Below are 20,121 nucleotides of genomic sequence, written 5' to 3'. Positions count from 1 at the left end.
AGCCGGTCGCCGAGGACCAGGGCGGCCATCTGGGAGGACTTCACCTCACGAACGTCATGACAGCCATCACTCCGGACGTCGCGAAACGTGATCGCGCGGTGACGGCCCTCAGCGGCATTCGGCCGCGAGCAGCTGCGGGACCTGCAGCTGGGCCCACGGACTGAGCAGAAACGGGGTTCGGCGGACAATCGTCAGCAGGTCCATCCACTCGACCCAGCGCCATTCGCACACCTCGGCCGGTGCCGGCCGCGGGTCCGCGTCGACCGTCGCGGTCCACACCGGACAGAATTCGTTCTCCACGATCCCGCTCGCGTCGACCGCTCGGTACCTGAAATCCGGTACGGCGATGCGCAGGTCGGCGAGTGTGACGCCGAGTTCCTGCCGACCGCGCCGGACGACGGCGTCTTCCATGCGTTCGCCGGGGCCGGGGTGACCGCACACGGAATTGGTCCACACACCGGGCCAGGTCTTCTTGCCGACGTCCCTGCGGGTCAGCAGCACCCGGCCGTCGGGACCGAAGATGTAGCAGGAGAACGCCAGGTGCAGCGGCGTGTCCGTGGTGTGCACGCTCGCCTTGGGCGCGGTGCCGGCCGGAGCGAACCGCTCGTCGAGCAAGACCACCAGTTCCGTCTCGCCGTACTCGCTCACGAGGGTTGCCCCGATCCGTCGAGGGCCGCGTAGACCGTCACGATGGGATCCGACGGCTGCTTGTAGCCTAGCCAGCTGAGCCGGTGCGCGCCGGCGGGGTGGCTCCCCGAGATCGCGGTACTGACGGTATCGAACCGATCCGAGGCGATACCCGACATCTCCAGCAGGTCGACGATCCGCGCGTTCGCCTCGGCGTCGTCGGCGAGGTTCGGGTCCAGCGGGCAGTAGAGCGTGGCGGACGTCGGCTGCGGGCGGTTGCCCTGAAACGCCAGGCAAGTCATGGGTGCCTTGCGCAGGCCGGCCGCGGCGTCGCCGTAAAGCCGCCCGAGGATCTTGGTGAAGAGATCGGGCTGGTAGTCCTCGGCCAAGCCGGCGGCCCGCTCGAACTCCGCCGGGCCGCAGCCGGTGTGCCGGAGGTAGAGCTTCACCCGGGCCTCAGGTGAAGCGCCGAGGTCAAGCGCGAAGAACGCGATCTCCTGGTGCGGCGACCGCCCGGCACCCAGTTGCTTCTCGAGAAACGCCCACTGCGCGCCCAACCCCAAGCGGGCCATTGCTTCTCCCACGGCCTGCCGGGGTTCTCCGGCCGTGGCCGGGTTCAGGTACACCTTGAACAGCGGATCGCCGTCCGCCCGGAACGCCGTCGCGCACAACATCGAGAACAGCCCGCCTGCCGGACCGGGAGCGAAGAGGTCCTCCACGAGGCGAAGCCTGCTGACGTCGACGGCCAGCACATCGTCCAGCTGCCGCACGAAGTGATGCTGCGTCAGGCCGTGAGGCGCACCCGAGGAGCGGTCGAGCGATTCGAAGCACACTCGTGGTTCCACTTCGGATCGGTTCATGGCGAAGGAAAACTCCACCGGCGATCCGTCGTTCGCCGCGAAGGAATGGTGGTCGTCGAGCCGCGAGACGGGCTCGTTCACCCAGTTCCCCATCAGCGACGTCGCGAGCTCGACGTCACGCGCGGCGGTCTCGCCCGACCGGCCGGCGGTTTCGGACAACACCGTGAGATGCGCTGCGACGACCTCTCGATACGTGGGCTCGTCACCGAGTTCGACACTCGGCCATGCCCGGGTGCACCTTGTCATCCGCATCACCTTCCACCAGCTCGCTCGGACGTCGAATGTCCGTGAGTGTTTCCGGTTTCGGTTGACGCCAGCGGACTTTTGCGGACAAGGCGGGTGATCGGGTCTAGGTGATCTGCACTTATCGTCGCCGACCGAACTCCGCGGTCCGGCAGGACAGCGCACAGGCCGTGCTAGCGCGGCAGGCCGCGCACCGCGTCGAGGATGAAATCCGCCACCAGGGCCGGGCGCACCGCGAACGACAGGTGGCCGGTCGGCACCTCCATTGTGCGCGCGCCCATCCGCTGGGCGACGAACCGCTGCAGCTGCGGCGCGGTGGTGCGGTCCTGCGTGGTGATCAGGTAGCGGCTCGGTTTGCTGTGCCAGGCGGCGGTGGTGGTGCGGCCGGCGAAGAGGGTCTGTGCGATCCGGCCCTGCGCCGCGTACAGCGTCCGGGCCCGCTCGCGGGGGACGCCGTTGGCGAAGTCGGCCAGGAAAGCCGCCTCGTTCAAGCCGCCGAAACCCTCGTGGAACTCCAGTCCGCTGTTGGCGGGCGGTGTGGGGAACCCGGCCGCGAGCGCGGTGTAGTCCTCGCCGGCCTCCGGGGCCCTCGCGGACAAGTAAACCAGCGAGCGCACGGCCGGGTGCAGCCCGGCTTCGGTGATCACCGCGCCGCCGTAGGAGTGCCCGACCAGCACGGTGGGACCGGTCTGCAGATCGAGGGCCCGCCGGGTGGCCCCGACGTCTTCGGCCAGCGAGGACAACGGGTTCTGCACCGCGGTGACGGCCACTCCGGCCCGCAGCAGGAGCGGGATGAGTTCGCCCCAGCAGGAGCCGTCGGCGTAGGCGCCGTGCACGAGGACCACGTTGGCGCCGGGAGGTAGCGGGGCCGCGGCGGCGGACGCCGGCGCGGCGACCGCGGCCAGTGCGCCCGCGGCGCCGGAGGCCAGACCCAGGGAAAAGGTGCGTCGACTGATCGTCATATCGATGACGTTACCATTCTGCTGGTGGGAAAGGATTGCGGAAATACTGTGACCCGCGCGGCCGTGGCCGGGATCACCGGTATCGAGATGCCCTTACGCCGCAACGGGAACCGGCCGACGCCTGATTCGAGAAATGTGACCGCTTCCAGGTGCCGGAACGGGATCAGCTGCCCAGGACTTCGACCAAAGCAGACCGTGCGATGTTGCGTCCGGTGACGACGGCTACCGGGGTTCCCCGGGTGGGCACCTTTCCCGCGAGCAGGGCCGCCACGCCGACCGCGCCCGATCCCTCCGCGGTCACCCCTCGCTCGAGGGCGAGGTAGCGGATGGCCGCGCGGATCTCGTCCTCGCTCACCGTCACGAAGCCGTCCACGTGCTCCCGGACGAGGTCGATCGTGACCGAGCCGGGCTCGATGTTGCCCGCGATGCCGTCCGCCAGCGTCTCGCCCACCTCGACGTCCACCTGGGTGCCGGCGCGCACAGCGGCCGACATCGCGGTGGAGCGCTCGGGCTCCACCGCGACGATCCGCGCGCCCGGCCGGCGGGACCGCCACAGGCCGAGGCCCGCGGCCAGGCCGCCGCCGCCGACTCCACACAGGACGGTGACGTCGCCGGGAAGCTGGTCGTCCAGTTCGAAACCGATCGTCGCCTGACCGGCGATCACATACGGGTCGTTGTACGTCGAGACGTAGCAGGCGCCCTCGGCCGCGAGCCGCAGCGCGTGGGCTTCCGCGTCGTCGAAGGAATTCCCGAACCGCACCAGATCGACGCCGGAGGCGCGCAGGGCGGAGACCTTCGCCGGTGAGGCGTTCCGCGACACGACGACCGTGATCGAACGGCCGGTCAGGCCGGCGGCGAACGCCATGCCGAGGCCGTGGTTCCCCGAGGAAGCGGTGATCACCGGGACGTCGTGTGGCACGGCGGCCAGGGCGTTGAGCGCTCCGCGCACCTTGAACGATCCGGTGGGCTGAAGGGATTCGAGCTTCAACGCGATCTCCGGGCCACGGCCGTACGCGGTGTCCAGCGGAGTCGGGGGGAGATGGTCCGAGACGACCTTCGCCGCCGCTTCGAGGTCGTCGTAGGTGGGTACGCGGACGTGGCGGACCGGTTCGGGCATGCGTCTCACGCTTTCGACGGTGACGGGGAGGAACGAAATTCGGCCAGGCACATCGCGCCGACGACCATGGCTCCGCCCGCGACGATCCGGCCGCTCAGCTCGTCGTGGTCCACCAAGACACCGAAGACTCCCGCGAACAGCGGTTCCAGGGTGAGTACGACGGCCGCCACCGAAGCCGGCAGGTGCGCCTGGGCCCAGGTTTGGACGAGGTAGCCGGCCGCGGTCGCCACGATGGCCAGCCCGATCACGGCGGCCCAGAAGCCCTCGTCCGCCGGAAGGTCGAGCCCGCCGGGCGAGCCCAGCGCGAGGCAGAGCAGGCCGATCACGCCGAGCTGGACGACGGTGAGGCCGTAGGCGTCCTGGGCGGTGGACCACTCGCTGAGTGCGATGAGGTGTACGGCGAAGAACAGGGCGCACAGCACCGTGAGGCCTTCACCGGGGCCGACCGTGAACCCGTGCAGCGTCATGACCGCCAGCCCGGCCGTCGCGACCGCCGCCGCGCACCAGATCATCGAGCCGATCCGGTGCCGGAAGACCAGTCCGGCGATGATCGGGGTGAACACCACCGACATGCCGGTGATGAATCCGGACATCGACGCCGAGGTGTACTGCTGCCCGTACGTCTGCGCGAGGTACGCGCCCCCGAGCGTCAACCCCAGCAGTGCGCCGCGGACCAGGCCGTCGCGGCTCAGCCGGAGCACTCGCCGCGGCCGCAGCGTGGCCAGCACCACGAAGGCGATCAAGAACCGCACCGCCAGGAAGTCCACGGGGGACGCCAGCCGGATCGCGCCCTTCACGATGACGAACGTGCCGCCCCACAGGGCGGTGGTCACGACGAGGGACAGCAGCGCGAGCGGGACCAGGCCGCGGCCCTGCACGACCGTCCCCCGGGCGCCGGCGGTGGTCACCGGTCGGCGAACAGGGACGGGTACGGGCCGACCTGGACCTGGTGATAACCCGGCTCGTGGCGCTCGGTCTCCGGACGGACGTGGGTGCTCCGCGCCAGGATGCGCTTCAGCCAGCGATCCGTTCCGTCGTAACGGGCCTTGAAGGGGCGCCGGGCGTGCGCGGCGACGTCGTTGTTCACGACGACCACGTCGCCGGGATCGGCCGTCACCGTGGTGGCACAACGATCCAGTGCCTCGCCCAGCCGCTCCCAGGCGGAACGTAGTGCCGGCTGGGCGTCGGGCAGCTTCGTGTAAGGGGGGTCGAACCTCATGCACAGACCGTCGGTGGTTTCCCACAGGGTCAGCATTCGTGCCGGGTCGTCGGTGTCGCTCCAGCTTCCGGGGTAACTGTCGTCCGGATAGAGCAGCACCGGGGTGGTGCTCAGTGCCGCGATGTCTTCGTCCGTCAGGTCCGCCTGCCGGACGCTGGCGATGTCCGTCCCGACCCGGTCGGGGTTGCGCACGCAGGCCAGGAGAAGCAGCTCCGGACGATCCGGGTGGTAGGAGTCCTCGGTGTGCCATTCCAGCTTGACCGTGCTGCTGGCGCCGACTTGCAGGGTTTCGGAGCCCTTGCTGGGAACGATGTCGTGGACGAGCCGCCCGGCCTGCTGCGCTTTCCAGCCGAACGGACGCCCCGCAGCTCCGGCGAGCAGCGCGAACGCGATGTCCAGTTCGCGCGTCCGTTCCGGGTCGGCGGTTTTCCAGGAGGACGGCGTCGGCCCGGCGGAATCCGGGTAGCCGGAGAGGATGCCTTCGATGACGCAGTAACCGTCATGCGACCGTGGTGTCCCGGTCAGGTCGCCGAGCGCGACGATCAAGCTGCCCGGAATCCGATGGGTGTGGGCATGCAGGCTGTCGGCGGCGACGCCCTCGGCGACCAGAGCGGACGTCGTCCGGTGGAGCAGATCCAGGGTGTGACCGGAGGGCTCGCGTATGTCCGCCCGAGAAGTTCGTGAAGCCTCTTTCATGGAATTCTTTCGTAGTTTCGACAGGATTCGGATTTTCGGCTATTAGTCGCGTGGTTCGACGTCGAGCATAAATACCTTGTGGTTGCCGAATGGCCGGGGTTTCGATGCGGGAGGCAGCAGAGGGGAATCCCTCGCGGGCGGCGGCTCAGACGACCACCGGGCGGCCGGTGTACTGCTCGCGATCCAGCTCGAGCTGTTCCAGCCGGTGAGCGCACCACAGGGGCCGGGAATCCCTGCCGTGGTGGATTTCGTGGCGCAGCCAGTGAGCCATCGAGTCGCTGAGCTCCTCGGCCGCCCCGATCCTGCCGCCTTCCACGAGGGCGCACAGCCGCGCCTCGGCGTTGCGGAAGGTGGTGAGGTCGGTGACGGTGAACTGCTGCGCCGGCAGTCGGCGTCGGCGGTGACGTACCAGCAGGAAACCGGCCAGGCCGAGCAGGGCGATCATGCCGACTCCCAGGAGCAGGAGCTTGGTCGCCAGCGGTACGGGCGCCCCCACGACGTTGTTCGGAGTACCGGTGACGGTCAGGGCAGGAGCATGGGCGGCGAATCCCGCTGTTCCCGGGATGATCATCTCGCACTACCTCGCAATCTGGTTGAAGAGCGTCCCCGGCCGGGGACGCGAGCCTGCCGGCGCAACCGGCCGCAAAAGTTGAGCATGCGATGTTCCGGTTGGTCGGCCGATGCGTGACGAAATTTCGAGGAATGTGACCGAAAGGCCATCCGATAGCCGACGAATCGCGGCGGAAAGTTTTGCTGCCGAGGGAATTCCCTGCGAATCGGACGTCACGGTCGCCCGCCGTGCCGAGCCGGAGAGCTCGCCGGACATCGGGTGATGAGTGCTTCGCTGAGGTCGGTCGCGAGGCGAAGACGGTGTGTTCGGCTACCTGTTGTACCCGATGGGGCTTCGCTGCGTGACAACGGTTGCCGGGGAGTGATAAGCGTGGTTCGTGAGGGATCTCCCTCGGGTTCGGGCTGATCCGTTGCCTCGTGTCGCGCAAGGGGCGTCGGGAAAAAACCCTGGTGACGCAGGTCATGTGTGGCCATGGCTGCGTCGGCTCGGGGAAGTGGTAACGCCGCTGGCGCGGCCGGCTCGCCGTACGCCGTGGTCCGGCCGCTGAGTGGTGCCGGGCTTTCAGGCGCGAAGGGAGGTGTTGTGGTGGGTGATCACGGGTTGTCTGTGCCGGTGGAGGTTCAGCATTTTTTGGAGGTGGTGTTGGGGGTTGCGGTGCCGGAGGGTTCGGTGCGGGGGTTGTATGGGTTGGCGGGTGATTGGGATGAGTTGGTGGGGGCGTTGGAGGGGTTGGAGCGGGCGGTGGGGGTGGGTGGGGTGGGGGTGGGGTCGGCGTTGGTGGGTGAGGTGGGGCGGGTGTCGGGGTTGTGGTTGTCGGGTGATGCGGTGGAGGGGTTGTCGGTGTTGGTGGGGGGTGCGCGGGAGGCGGCGAAGTTGTCGCGGAATGCGGGTGCGGATGTGGTGAAGGCGTTTTTTTTGTTGTCGGTGATGGCGTTGGTTGCGTTGGCGACGATTGTGGAGTTGGCGTGGACGGTGGTGGGGGCGTTGCTGGTGCCGGTCGTGGAGGCGGGGGCGCGGGTGGCGGCGTTGGCGTTGGTGGAGGCGTTGAAGGCTCGGTTGGCGGGGTTGACGTTTTCGGGGGCGGCGCGGGGGTTGGGTCGGGTGGGGGTGCAGGCGGGGAAGTTCGGGGTGGTGGGGGCGGGTTTTATGGGTGGGTTGGATTTCGGTTTTCAGGTGGGTCAGGTGTTGGTGGGGGCGCGGGAGGGGTTGGATGGGCGGTCGGTTGTGGGGTCGGTGGTGGGTGGGGTGTTGGGGGGTGCGTTTGCGGGGGTGGCGCATGCGGGGGCGGTGTTTGTGCGGGACACGGCGAGGAAGTTGGAGGCGGGGTCGGGGAGGGGGGTGGAGTTTCCGGGGTATGTGCGGGCGTTGGGTCATGTGGGGTATGGGTTGTCGCAGGTGGGGATGGTGGTGGTGAGTGCGCCGGCGGTGAATGCGGCGGTGGGGACGCCGGGGGTGAGTCCGTTTTTGGGGGCGTTGGGTGCGTTGGGGGCGATGGGTCGTGGTGGTCGTGCTGGTGGTGGTGGTGGTGGGGTGTTGTCGTCGTTGGATGGTGTGTTGGTGGGGGTGGGGGGTTTGCGCCCGCCGGTGGTGACCATTCCCGATACCGGAAAGCCGGCCGACACCGACGGGAAATCGGGGGGGATTGCCGAAAGCCCGGCAACGGTCGCGGAGAAACCGGATCTCCTTCTCGAAAATCCGAGTTTGGCGGAACCCGTAGCGGGCACTTTCGCGCTCGGCGACGAGCTGGAGAAATCCGTCGTAGCCGAAAGAATGAAGCCCGCGGACGAGAAGTTCGCCAATGAAGCGGCTGACGCCTTCACGTACGGAGACCGAGCCGGTACGCCACCACCGCCTTACGAGGCTGTCGCACCCACGGTGGTGTCCCCCGCTTCCGGCGCTACCCCGTACGGCACCCTGTTCGGCAAACCTGACGTAGCTGCATCCCGAGGCACCACCTCTCCGATCGGCGCGCCCACCCTCGGCGGCGGCAAACTCACCGCGGCAGCCGATGCCCACGTGACAGGGGCTCCGATACCGCCCCCGGCGCGAGAGATCGTGGCCGGGACTCGGACCATCGGAGAGCCTTCTGAGGGTGCGACGTCTTTCCTCGGCCGAAATGGCCTGCCGATGTACGCTCTTTCCTCGGAGACAGCGGTGAAACCGGAGGCGGCCGGAGGAACCGTCGCGTCGTCGGGTCATCTGCCTTCGGGGGCGGTGTACAAGTCTCCGGTCACGAGTGAGCCGGTAAGGGAAAGCTCGAACCCGCTCTCGGCGACGGGAGAGCTGCCGGTCCGAACCTCGGCCGTCGCGCCGCGTCCTGAGGGCGGGATCCCGGCCACGTCCGAGCCTGTTCGGTCGGCCTTGGCAGTACACCTCACACAATCGAGCACGGACGGCGCGGGGGCGTTTCGGGCTGGAGAGCGCTATGTCGACGGGGTCGATGAGACGCCGGTAAGGCCGCACGGTCCCGGTGCCGCCGAACTTCCGCCGGGTACGCTGACGCTGGGCCCCAAAGCCGCCAAACTATATCCCAATGACCTGGCGGATCGCGTCGCCATTACGGCGATCGTCGACGAGCTCATCGCAGAGCGCGGAACATTGGAGAGCCCGCATCTTATTATTCATCTGAGCTCTAGAAACATCCAAGTCGCTTCTGGTCATGAAGGGCAGCTGCGAAAGATAATTACGGACGCGCGAGAACGTGCGAGCATGTCGGGGTCTGCGTGGACTCCGCAATATCGTGGCGGGCGGCCCGATGTGGAATTCGACGTGAAGGAACCAGGGGATGCCACAGTATTATTGTACTGGATTGTGAAAAAGAACCCAACGGCCAAGGCTGAGGAAATTGCCAGAATTTCCGTAGAGTCGGGGATACGTGGCGGTATGACGCAACTCAGGCCGACGGTCGCTCTTGCCATCAAGGAGGCCGAAAAATGGGGTGATCGGCCGAAGCATCTCCGTACCTCCGAGCCTGACGATATGCCGCAGATCGACAGTCTGATCGATCAATTTATCCGGATTTACGACAGCTCGAGTCTCAGGGAATTTTATAATTTTTTGCGAGAAAGAAATGTATCAGGAAGGGAGTCGATTTTCCGGGAGCGTTTGACTATGCGCCGAGCGGCGCGCCTGGAGGCGCCGCATGCTCCTGCCTCGGCCGGTACTGCGGTGGTCGAACCGGGTTTTCTGGGGCGGCAGTTGGATGTGGGGGTGGCGGGTGATCGTGAGCTGATCGGCCGGTTGGCGTATGTGGTGGCGTGGGCGTTCAAGACGGAGGGTGTCCCGGAGCTCGTTGGCAGGCTGGCCGCGGAAGGCGTGCGCGGTCCGGAAGCCGAGCTGGCCGGGTTTGTACAGGCGGCGGTGGCGGAGGCTGATGCCCATGGTGATCGGCTGGTGCCGGCTGCGGTGGGGGATCCGGCATTGAGGGGTGAGGTTCGGCGGCGGGCCAGGGGGATTTTGGCGGAGATGCCTCAGTTGCACACGGCTGAGCGTGGCGCTGTGGAGCTGGTGCGGCAGTTGCGGTTGCGTCATGTCACGGGTGGCGTCAACGAGGTGAACGCGGTTGCTGGGGAGTTTCTGTCGTTGTCGCCGGGACAGTCGCTGCCGGGTGGGGTGGCTGATGACTACGGAGAAAATGCGGTTGTGGTGTCGTCTCCGGCGGGCGATGTGGTGGCGGTGCCGTTGCCGCATGCTGCCGGTGTCGCGTTCGTGACGGCTGGTTATGTGGACAATGTTCTTCGTGCGTTCGCGCAGGCTCCGGTGTTTCCGAGTGACTTCACGGTGGTCGTGCATCATCTTGGTGGTTCTTATTTCGTGCCGAAGGCCGGTGGGGGGATAGCCGAGCTCGGTCCTGATGGTCTGGCCGACACTCTGCAGAACCTGTCGTCTCTGCCGGATTCGTTGTGGGCGTGGTCCGCGATGGCCTTGAGCGCGAACGTTTATGCCTGTTCGTTGTCGCTCGACTCCGTCTCGGATCTTCAGACTGCTTTCAGGCGGACCGACCAGTTGGCGCACGTTCAGGTTGCTGCCCATCGGCTGGATGCGCGGATTCACATCGATCGCGGTGGGGTGATCACTTACAGTTCGGCCGTGGACGTCGCTCCGCGGCCTGCGGGCACTCTCTCCCTTGCGCCTGGGCATCGGCCCATCGCTCCCCTCGAGCCTGCGGACCAAGCTGCGGCCGGGAAGGGTTCCCTTCCTGTGGAGACGGTAGCGAAACCAGAGCCGGTCGTCCTGTCTTCGGGTCACTCTTCTGTGGGGGCGGCGGACAAGTCTCCGGTGACGCCCGAGCCGGCAAGGGAAGGCCCACTATCGCTCTCGGCGAAGGGTGAGCGGCCGGTCCGGCCGTCGTCGGCCGTCGCACCGCCCCGTGAGATCGGAATCTCGGCGTCGTCCGAGCCCGTGAGATCGGCCCTGGCGGCGTACCTCGTGCAGTCGGGCTCGGACGGCGGAGACGGCGTGGGGGCGGTTCGGGCAGCGGAGGCTGCTGCCGGCGGACTCGATGAGGCACTGGTGAAGGCGAGCGGTCGGAGCGACGCGGATCTGCCGCCGGGTACGCTGACGCTGGGCCCCAAGGCCGCCAAGCTGGATCCCAAAAACATCGCGCATCGTGCCGCAATTGCGAAGATCGCTGATGAAGTCGTCGCGGAGCGGGGAGTGCTGGAGAGCACTCTTCTCCTGTCCCACATGAACGCCAGAAATGTGCATGTCGGGGCCGAATGGTCCGGGCAGTTGCGAAAAATACTTGGAGAGGCGAGGGAACGCTCGATCGCGGCAGGTTCCGCGTGGTCGCCACGATATCGCGGCGAGCAGCATGCGCTCGAATTTGATACTGACAACCCTGGAGATGTTACAGTCCTGCTGTGCTGGATTGCAAAAAGAAATCCGGCAGCGAAGTTGCCTGAAGTCGTCAAACTCGCCGTAGATGCAGGAATTCATGGCGGTGTCAGTCAGTTGAGGATGTACGCCGACCGTGCTGTCAAGGCGGCCGAAAATTGGGGATACCGGAGCAGGGCTCTCAGTGCATCGAAAGAGGAAGATATTCCGGCGATAGACGCCTTGATCGATCGGCACATTCACAATGTTGGCGAAGTCTCACAGAGGAAAGTTTTCGAATTTTTGAGACAAAACAACGTGTCCGGAGATGATCCGCCCCTTCGGAGGCGCTTGGAAAACCGTGTTGCCGCGCGTGTCGATGGCCATGATGCCTATGAACCGGAGAGTTCTGTCGTGGCGGCGCCGAGTTTCATGGGGCGGCAGTTGGATGTGGGGGTGGCGGGTGATCGTGAGCTGATCGGCCGGTTGGCGTATGTGGTGGCGTGGGCGTTCAAGACGGAGGGTGTCCCGGAGCTCGTTGGCAGGCTGGCCGCGGAGGGAGTACGTGGTTCGGAAGCCGAGCTGGCGCGGTTTGCGCAGGTGGCGGTGGTCGAGGCGGAGGTGCATGGTGATCGGCTGGTTCCGGCCGCGGTGGGTGATCCGGCGTTCCGGGGTGAGGTTCGTCGGCGGGCTGGGCTTATTCTGGCCGAGACGCCTCGGCTGCATACGGCAGAGGGGGGTGCCGTAGAGCTGGCGCGGCAGCTGCGACTGCACCATGTTACGGGTGGCATCAATGAGGTCAATACGGTTGCGGCGGAGTTTATTTCGTTGTCGTCGGGTCAATCGCTGCCGGGTGGGGTGATTGAAGACTACGGGGACAATGTGGTCGTGGTGTCGTCTCCGGCGGGTGATGTGGTGGCCGTGCCGTTGCCGCATGCCGCCGGTGTCGCGTTCGTGACGGCGGGTTATGTGGACAATGTTCTTCGCGCGTTCGCGCAGGCTCCGGTGTTTCCCAGTGACTTCACGGTGGTCGTGCATCATCTCGATGGTTCTTATTTCGTGCCGAAGGCCACTGGTGGGATCGCTTCGCTGAACCCTGATCAGCTGGTGACGACACTGGACAACCTGTCCGGGCTGTCCGTTCCGATAGCCGGCTGGGCGATGACCGCCATTTCCGCGAACGTCGTCGCGTGTCTGATGACTACCGACTCCGAAGGGGCGCTGCAGAGCGCCCTGAACGCTCGTGATCACCTCGGTCACATCCAGGTCAGGTCCTATCTTCGGGATGCGGCCATCCACATCCATCGCGGTGGCGCCATCACGCATACCGAGCCGGGAGACACCACCTCGCAGCCTGCGGGCACGCTCTCCCTCGGCCCCCGGACGGGCGTGCTCGAAGAGCCGCCGCGGTTGCCCGCGATCGAGGAAGAAGCGGCCCGGTTCGTCGAAGAGCTGTTCGACGAGCTCGACGAGCACGCGCCCCCGCCGACGCTCGTGCGCCAGGACAGCTGGGTATCGATCCAGTCGGCGCATTCCGACGTCGTCGACGAGCGCACCCTCGAATCGCAGTACGGAATTTCGCTCCGGGACCAGCGGCGCTTCCAGAAGATGACCGACCGGTTCGGGGTGGTGATCGACGTCCGGCCAACCAACCCCGCATCCGTCGCGTGGAGGGCGCGGGGCGCGGTGCCCAAGCCACTCGAGATCAAGGCCAAGACCCTCAACGCACTCGACGTCCACTTGGGCATGCGAAGGGAGCAGATCGGGCTCGTCGGCTACTTCCGGCCACATCAGCCTGACTTGACCGCCGTGCCGGAGGAACTCCGGGAGCCGGTGCTCAAGCGATACCACGCTCGCTCGGCCGAATACACGCAGCTCGCCGGGGACATGGACCGGCTCCGGCGGGAAGGCCGCTTCCAGGTCGTCGACGGCCTCGTGCAGGAGCGCCGGGCCGACGGCTTCCGGAACATCACGGGCGACAACGACCTCTACGACATCCGGTTGCCCGAGGATGGCGCCAGCCTCTACCAAGCCGACTACGACCGCATGGTGTACCTGCTCGTCGGCCGCGAGCTGGGCGTCGAACACGGCGCGATGAAGTACTGGGAGCCACAGACCGAGTTCCAGCGCAAGATCCGCGACGACATCGACGAGCAGCATCGCACGGTCCCGCTCGTCCGGTTCGCCCCGGCGTTGCCGGCTGCGCTGATCTACTTGACGAACGACCGGAGCGAGCGGCGTCCGTCCATCGCGCCGGTCGCCGCCGCGGTCCCGCAACCCCAGCTGAGCATGAACTACCGGTCCGTGCCGGTCGACGCCGAGCTCTTCGAGTCGGTTCGGCCGATCGAGGCGAGAGTGCGCACCGATGGGGAGTTCCCGGTGTTCGGGCGCCGGGAAGCCGAGGTGACGACGCAGTTCCGCCCGGTACTGCGCGTCGCCCAGGATTCGACGTTGGCGATCAACGGCACCAGGTCGGTCGGAGACGCCGGTGGCGTGAACGAAGCCAGGGAATTCTTCGCCACGCCGGAGGTGCTGGAGCGATCGAGGGAGGCGTTGCGACGTACGGGAACAGGCGTCGAACTGGTGGCGGAGGAAACCCGGCTGGTCCTCGACCAGGACGGCCGGGAGCAGGTGCTGCACCGCGTGGTCGCCCGGGTACCCGGCGAGTCGGCCGACGCCAGCCGCGACTTCGCGCAGCTCGTGCACGGCGGCACGCCGGACACGCTCTTGTTCGAGACGCCGGGCGGCGGGCGGGCGTCGGCTCCGGTCAACGCCGAGGACGGCCTGGAGGTCACCGGCACCTATCACCTCGCCGAGGGGCTGGCCGAGATGGTCGACCACGGCGATCTGTCCGAAGTGGATGCCGGCCGTGCCGCGCTGATCATCGGGCGAGACCAGCGCGAGACCGGTGGTCTTCCCGGCCGTCCGCTGCCCGGGAGCCGGTACGGACAGCTGCTGGACCAGGCCCCGGAGGCCGGGGAACGGTGGCGGCTGCTCGGCGAAGCCGCCCGGCGAATGGGCGTCAACCAGTTCGCGTGGGCGACGCCGGGCCGGCTGTACCTGCGCGCGTCGATTCCGGAAGCCGGCTCGGGTGGGCGTTCAGGGGCCCAGGGCCTCCACTTCGCCACCGTGATCGCGGAGAGCGCGGACGGCCGGTCGCAGATCACCCTGGAGAACCGCTCGCACGCCGCGGAGCTGGACACCGCCGTGCGCGCCGCGATCGACCGCAACCTTGCTGAGCACGCCGGAGACCTCGAGCGCATCGCCGCGGATCTGGCGGAACGGGTCCGGGACGCCGGTGACACCACCGATGCGGCGAGTCTTCGGCGTCACCACGAACTGGCGGACGCGCTCCGGGAGATCGAGGAGACCGGGTACGACGCCGCCGAGGCCGGTGCCCGGCGGCGGGCCCGGCGGGCGATGGCCGCCGAAATCATCGGCACTCCCGGTCCGCGGCGCTGGCACTTCCGGATGTACACCAAGGAACCCGGTGAGACCTTCTTCGACCAGCAAGCGTTGCTCTACGAACCCGGCAGCGCGGCACCGGGCGTCAATCCGCTGGTGACAGTCGCCGTGGGCGGGCTCGGCGACATCGCCCCGGCCGGCGTGTGGTTCACCGGAAAAACCCGGACGGTCGACGACGACACCCTCGCCGGTGTCCGCGCGACAGCGCGCGCCACCGCTCGCGCGGCTGTGCTGCGAGCGGACCTGGACCTACCTCGGCCCGAGGTCACGGTGACCGGATACGGCGACCGGGGACGGGCCGGCCAGGTGGCAGCGCACTTCCGCAGAACCCTGGCGAACGAGCTCAAGGCACTCCAGGGCGACCACGTCACGGTCCGCGCGGAGGACGTCCGTCTCCACGTGGAGACGGGTACGGACCCAGCGGGCGACGCGACCGAGCCGCGGGCCGTGGTCGAGGTCGGGTTCGCCGACCCCCGGAACATCCCGGAGCACCAGGCGGTGGCCGGTTATGACCGGGTCGCACACGGGTTGCGAGAACTGGAACTGACCCGGTCCGAGCTGTCGGGCAAGGTGGCCGAGTACGCCGAACTGGCGGCGGAGGGCAGGCTGGAGCCGCGCGCGCTGCCGGACGGCACCCGGGAGCGGCTGGTGGCGCTCGACCGTTCGCTGGCCGCCTTCTCCGACGCGGCGGTCAAGGGCCGGGTGCGCACGCTGGTCAACGAAGCGGTGCTGGCAGCCTCACTGGTCCCGACGCGCGAACGGGAACGGCGGCCGAAGCTGTCCGAGGGTGGCTCGGAGGTGGACCGGCGGGCGATCCAGCCGATCCCGCCCGCCCGGCTCACTCAGCTGCTCGGCGATTTGAACGTGCCTCTCGCGCGCGGCCGGAGCCCGTTCACCGGGCCGTCCTCGCCGGGGTACGGCATGTCCGTCCCGCCGGCGGCGGACCTGTCCGTGCGCCTGACCGCGCTCGGGATGATCAACCTGGTCCCGGCCGCCCGGGTGAGCTTGGCGCGCGAACCGTTGTTCCAAGCGTTGCTGAGGAATCCGGCAGCGCTGCGGGAAGCGTTGTTCGCGGGTGCCGGCCACGAAGAGCAGTACTTCCTCAACACCTGCGTTCCGGCCACGGTCCACATCGGGGTACGTGGCCGGGTGCCGACCATCGCCGGGCTGCTGCAGGTGGGCCGGGCCGTGGTGGACGGGACCGAACAGGGGCTCGACGGGGTGCCCGCCGAGGTGCGGAACCGCCGGGACCGGCCGTTGGGCCGTAGCCAGGAGGACATGGTCCGCAAGCGGGTCGCCGACGCGCGGGAGGAGTTCGCGGCTGTCGAACGGCGCGCCGTGCACCTGCTCACCGCGGACCAGGCCAGCCCGGCGGTCCGGCGGGAGTGGCGCACCTTGACCGAGCGCTGGGGCCGGTCGATGCAGAAGCTCGCGGCCGCCGACCTGGAAGCGGACCCGGTGCCGGTGCTCACTTCCAAGGTCGTCCGCGGCAACTGGCGGACAAGCCTGAAGCTGACGTCCCCGCTGATCGTCGACCGCGGTGCTCGCCGGCTCACCGGGGTGGTCCGCGCCCGATACAGCCGCAAATTCCGATCGCAGCTGGCGCTGGAGCCGGACGGCACGCTGTTCGGATTCGACGAGCTCACGGACGACGGCCGTTCGGGAGTGGCTCTCGCCGAGGTCCTGGACTCGGAAGACCGTGCTTTGGCGTTCTGGCGCCAAGTGGCGATGGACGGCGGAACCGTGCTGCAGGCACCCGCTCACCCGTTCCATGTTCAGGCCGTCACCGCGGCCGGCCGGCCGGCGTTCGTGACGAGCAACGCGATGAAGTCGTACCCGGTCCTGCAGACACCGGAGGAGTTCACCGGGTGGGCGCATTCATGGGGTGCGCGGGCCCGGGTGAAGCTGTTCCCGGATCTCGATGTCGATGTGGCCTCGGAGGTGGCGGACGGGAGCGTGTTCGGCGCGGTGGCCCCGGAGGCGGAGCCGTCACGCGGTGGCCCTGCCCAGACCGGCGAGCCATCCGGTATCCGCCGTACTCCCACGGACGTGAGCCTCGCTTCGACCGTGGGTGACATTTCGCCGTTCGATCCGCGTCGCACCGCGAGCGAAGTGGGCACGGGCTCGTCGGGCGGCCTCGACCTGCGGCGCATCTCCAGTCCGGAGGGCCGCCGCGCCTCCGTACGGCCCTTCAGCACCCACGACGGATACCTGCAGGTGCCGGTCCGGCGTGCGTCCGGCGGCCACGCGGGTGCTTTCTACCCGACGTTCGACACGGCACTGGAAGCCGTCGGTGGCCTGCGGTCCGCGTTCGTCACGCTGAACCACCTGCCTGAGATGATCTCGGAGGTGGCGGAGGGCAACGCAGCCGGGCCCGTTCCGTCGGTGGTCATCGACTCCGCGCCGGAGGTGGCGGCGGGTCTGGTGGAGGGGAGTGGTTCCGGCGTCCGGCGAACTCGCTGGCTCGAGCTCATGGACGCGCAGGGGCGGCGCTACGGCGTGGGCTTCGCCCGGTCCGGGCAACGCGGTGACGAGATCACCTCGGCCGTCGCCGCGTCGACCGACCACGCCGAGCGGATCGTGGCGGTGCGGTCGGCGCGCGAGGACGGCGAGACCTTGATCACGGAGTCGTTGCAGGACTGGGCACCCGCGACGGAGGGAGACCGGACACGGCCCGTGCATCTGATCCTCGAAGGCGAGAACGGCCGGTTCGTCGCTCCCGGGCACGAAGGGGAAGCCGTCTCCCGTCTCGATCCCCAGGCGATGGCGGAGGCGGTCGCCGCACTGGGCTTCTTCCGCGAAGCCACGGGAGGACCGGTCCGTCCTCCGCTGATCGTCACCACGCACGACGTCAGCGCGAACCCCGATGTGCGCGACCTCAACCGGGGCTTCTTGACGCACCTGCGCGCGCTGACCGGGCCCTGGCAGGCATTCGAGCACGCCGGGCGGCTCACCTTCGGACGCGATTTCGGCGTGCCCGGCATCGAGCGTGGAAGCCGGTTCAGCGAGTCCTTACCGAGCACAGACGAGGTCCGTTTCTTCAGTGACGGGTCGGTCTTCGCGATTTCGTCGGCGTCGGGGGATGCCGAGGTGCGAGCCGCTGCCCTGGCTTCCGTCGCGAGGTCCGTCACGGGCCCCTGGAAGGACCGTAAGCCGCTCTACGTCGTTCTCGACGCCGACCGGTGGCGCGCTTTGGCCGGTATCGGCCCACACCAGGATCTCGAACTCGGCGGTAGGCCGGTCGGGCGCATGATGCTGTCGAACGCGGCGTTCCGCGCGCGGCTCGAAGAGGACCGGACCCGGCCGGTCGTGGTACTCGCCACCGATTCAGGAGGACGAAGGGACATCGGCGGACTCGGCTTCGACTTCGCCGGGGCCCTGCACGAAGACGGGTTCTACCCGCCCGTGTACGGGGTCAAGGGCGAAGCCGGCGACCGCCCCGTTTTCGTCCCGGTTTCCCGGTTGCGTGCCGGTGATCTGCGGACAACGGACATCTCCCGGCCGGACGGCACGCTGGCCGCCCGGCTCCTCCGGGCGCCGGGGGACGACGACGTCCTGCGGCGGTTGCGGAACTGGGCCACCAAGAGCACCGAGCCGACGCTCGGCACCTACGTACGACGTGACGGCAGGCTGGTCGAGGCTCCCTGGGACCGTGCGCCGGTACTCCTGGTCGCCCAGCGCACCCGCCGGGGCTACCTCGGAACCCGGCGGGACGGACTGGTGGGCTCGGTCAGCCCGGCCGGGCTCGCCGACGTGTTCCGCGATGATCCAGCCCTCCGCGAAGGGCTCGGAACCGATCCGGGCCTGCCCTACATGCTGGTCGGTCTCGGTGGCCGGACGCTCGGCCTCACGGAGTTCGCCGCCGGAATGGCTCGAGGCGGGTACGCCCGCACCGCCTACGGCCCTCGTGGCACGGTGACGTTCCGGGCCGGCAGCCCGCTCAGAGTGGACGGCCCGGGCGTCCGGGCCGTCGAGCCCCGGGTGCCCCGGCCCCGGGACATCGTGAGTCATCCCAGCGCCAATGACCGGCTGGGGACCTTCGGGCAGTTTTTCCCGAGCCGGGATTTCGACGGTGCGCACGAGGGGCTCGCCGCGCTCGGTGAGTCGCGCGGGCAGCAGCAGTACTACATCCGGGAGATGCGCCGAACCGGCGCCGATGGTCTGCCGGAGTACGTGCCGGTGCCCTTCCGTGCTCCCTGGGCAGGACGCAATCCGTGGTTCACCAGCGGTCACGGGGGGATGCCCAGCGGACTCGCGTTCTCGCTGGTGACCGGCGATCGCTTCCGCCGCGGCGATGTGGTGATGCTGGGTGACGCGCCGGCCGCGCGGGCGATCTTCGCCAGCGAGATCTACCTTGCAGCACAGCCTGATCCGGACGAGGGGCTGGTGCTGGGGCAGTGCTCCACCAACGTCACGGCATCCGCGAAAATCGGGCCCACGGCCGCCTTCGGCATCCGCGAAGGGTGGGAACGGGAAGCGGGTCCGATGGAGATCTGGGCCGCTTCCGAGGCGGTGGCCGTCGCTCGGGACGGTGAACGAACGGTCAGGGCGGGCGGCGCCTTCCTCAGCGCCGTCGCGCCGGGCGTAGTGCCTGCGCAGCCACAGCCGTTGTGGTCCGGCCTCGCACAGTCCGGACAGGACGACTTCGTCGAGAGCCCGAGCCTCGCCGCGCCGGGGCCGGTGCGGCGACCGGGTATCCAAGTCCGGCTCGACCCGACTTTCGCGGGGTTCTCCGACGACGAGTCTTCCGAGGCCGACGCGTTCTCCGACGATGCGGCGTCGGAGGCCGGCGGCGACGAGCAGTCCTCTCCGGAGAGGGCTGCTCTCGTGGAGTGGTCCGAGCGCTTGGGGCAGGCCCGGGAACAGGTCGAAGAGCGGGAAGCCGTTTTCCCGCAAGAAGTGGCGGAAGCGCGGTCCCGGGCCCAGCGGTTGGTGCGGGCCGTGCCCGTGGCGGCGGGCGCGGTCGACGAGGAGATCCGCCGAGCCCTCCACGAAGGCCTCACGGTCGTGCTGACGGAGGTGATGCTGACCGGCGCCTCCCCGCAAGCGGCGTGGTCGGACCCGGTCGTCACCGAACTGCGTGAGACCGCCGAGTCGCTGCGGGGCCCGGTGGCCGGTGCTCCGCACTACACGATGCTGCCGGTGGCCGAGATGGCCGCGCTGCACGACGAGGTGACGGGCGACCGCGCTCCGGAGCAGTGATTCCGTGCAAGGCCGAGGGGAACGTCCGAGCGCCGGGCCGGTTCCGTTCAGGGGACGTCGAAGCAGCTGCTCCAGGACAGCGCGGTCCGCCAAGCGGCGATCAGCGCTTCGTCGTCGGCGTAGGTCGGGTCCTCGCCGACGGGGATCCACGTCTGGCCGACCGGTTCGCCGCCTTCGACGCGGGTGACGGTGATTCCTTCGTACCGCACGACCTCGTGGCCGGTCGCGCCGGAGACCGACACTGCCCGAGCGGCCGCTTCCAGCCGTACCCGGCGGTCATCGGTCATGGGACGCGCTTCCCGTCTCACCCCACGGGGTGGAAGTGGCCGGTGGGTGGTTGCGGA

9 protein-coding genes are annotated in these 20,121 nt (G+C 68.5%); 1 reads left to right on the top strand and 8 read right to left on the bottom strand.

Annotation, left to right across the window (positions count from 1 at the left end; all coding sequences use genetic code 11):
- Positions 1-108 precede the first annotated feature (108 nt).
- The 7 genes from idi to MUY22_RS01390 form a co-directional block, all read right to left on the bottom strand.
- Positions 109-648: an isopentenyl-diphosphate Delta-isomerase gene (gene idi, locus MUY22_RS01420; RefSeq protein ID WP_247056166.1), complete on the bottom strand. Its 540-nt coding sequence runs from the start codon at positions 646-648 to the stop codon at positions 109-111.
- A complete protein-coding gene (locus MUY22_RS01415) occupies positions 645-1,649 on the bottom strand; it encodes a tryptophan dimethylallyltransferase family protein (RefSeq protein WP_247056165.1) in 1,005 nt (334 codons plus the stop codon). Before MUY22_RS01415 ends, idi begins: the two co-directional genes overlap by 4 nt.
- Before the next feature lie 254 nt (positions 1,650-1,903).
- Positions 1,904-2,692: an alpha/beta fold hydrolase gene (locus MUY22_RS01410; RefSeq protein WP_247056162.1), complete on the bottom strand. Its 789-nt coding sequence runs from the start codon at positions 2,690-2,692 to the stop codon at positions 1,904-1,906.
- A gap of 163 nt (positions 2,693-2,855) precedes the next feature.
- Positions 2,856-3,809: a threonine/serine dehydratase gene (locus tag MUY22_RS01405; RefSeq protein ID WP_247056161.1), complete on the bottom strand. Its 954-nt coding sequence runs from the start codon at positions 3,807-3,809 to the stop codon at positions 2,856-2,858.
- Positions 3,810-3,814: 5 nt separating this feature from the next.
- Entirely contained in the window at positions 3,815-4,717 is a 903-nt protein-coding gene (locus tag MUY22_RS01400) for a DMT family transporter (protein ID WP_247056159.1), read from the bottom strand.
- The gene (locus tag MUY22_RS01395; RefSeq protein ID WP_247056156.1) at positions 4,714-5,724 is read right to left on the bottom strand and encodes a TauD/TfdA family dioxygenase; all 1,011 of its coding nucleotides are present in this window, start codon (positions 5,722-5,724) and stop codon (positions 4,714-4,716) included. The genes MUY22_RS01400 and MUY22_RS01395 overlap by 4 nt, the downstream gene beginning before the upstream one ends.
- A 145-nt stretch (positions 5,725-5,869) precedes the next feature.
- Positions 5,870-6,295, bottom strand: a complete 426-nt coding sequence (locus MUY22_RS01390) for a hypothetical protein (protein WP_247056154.1) — start codon at positions 6,293-6,295, stop codon at positions 5,870-5,872.
- 585 nt (positions 6,296-6,880) lie between these two features.
- Here MUY22_RS01390 and MUY22_RS01385 point away from each other — a divergent pair.
- Positions 6,881-19,777, top strand: a complete 12,897-nt coding sequence (locus MUY22_RS01385; RefSeq protein ID WP_247056152.1) for a hypothetical protein — start codon at positions 6,881-6,883, stop codon at positions 19,775-19,777.
- Positions 19,778-19,824: 47 nt separating this feature from the next.
- On the opposite strand, the gene MUY22_RS01380 is transcribed toward MUY22_RS01385, so the two are convergent.
- Positions 19,825-20,064: a hypothetical protein gene (locus tag MUY22_RS01380; protein WP_247056150.1), complete on the bottom strand. Its 240-nt coding sequence runs from the start codon at positions 20,062-20,064 to the stop codon at positions 19,825-19,827.
- Positions 20,065-20,121: the final 57 nt, after the last annotated feature.

This window comes from Amycolatopsis sp. WQ 127309, from assembly GCF_023023025.1.
GTDB lineage: Bacteria > Actinomycetota > Actinomycetes > Mycobacteriales > Pseudonocardiaceae > Amycolatopsis.
Note: the sequence above shows the minus strand (reverse complement) of the source record. Positions and strands in the feature narration are given on the sequence as shown.

Bases quoted from the DNA above. Each gene is read 5' to 3' on its own strand.
- MUY22_RS01410 (WP_247056162.1), bottom strand. From the start codon at position 2,692: ATGACGATCAGTCGACGCACCTTTTCCCTGGGTCTGGCCTCCGGCGCC.
- MUY22_RS01405 (WP_247056161.1), bottom strand. From the start codon at position 3,809: ATGCCCGAACCGGTCCGCCACGTCCGCGTACCCACCTACGACGACCTC.
- MUY22_RS01395 (WP_247056156.1), bottom strand. From the start codon at position 5,724: ATGAAAGAGGCTTCACGAACTTCTCGGGCGGACATACGCGAGCCCTCC.
- MUY22_RS01390 (WP_247056154.1), bottom strand. From the start codon at position 6,295: ATGATCATCCCGGGAACAGCGGGATTCGCCGCCCATGCTCCTGCCCTG.
- MUY22_RS01380 (WP_247056150.1), bottom strand. From the start codon at position 20,064: ATGACCGATGACCGCCGGGTACGGCTGGAAGCGGCCGCTCGGGCAGTG.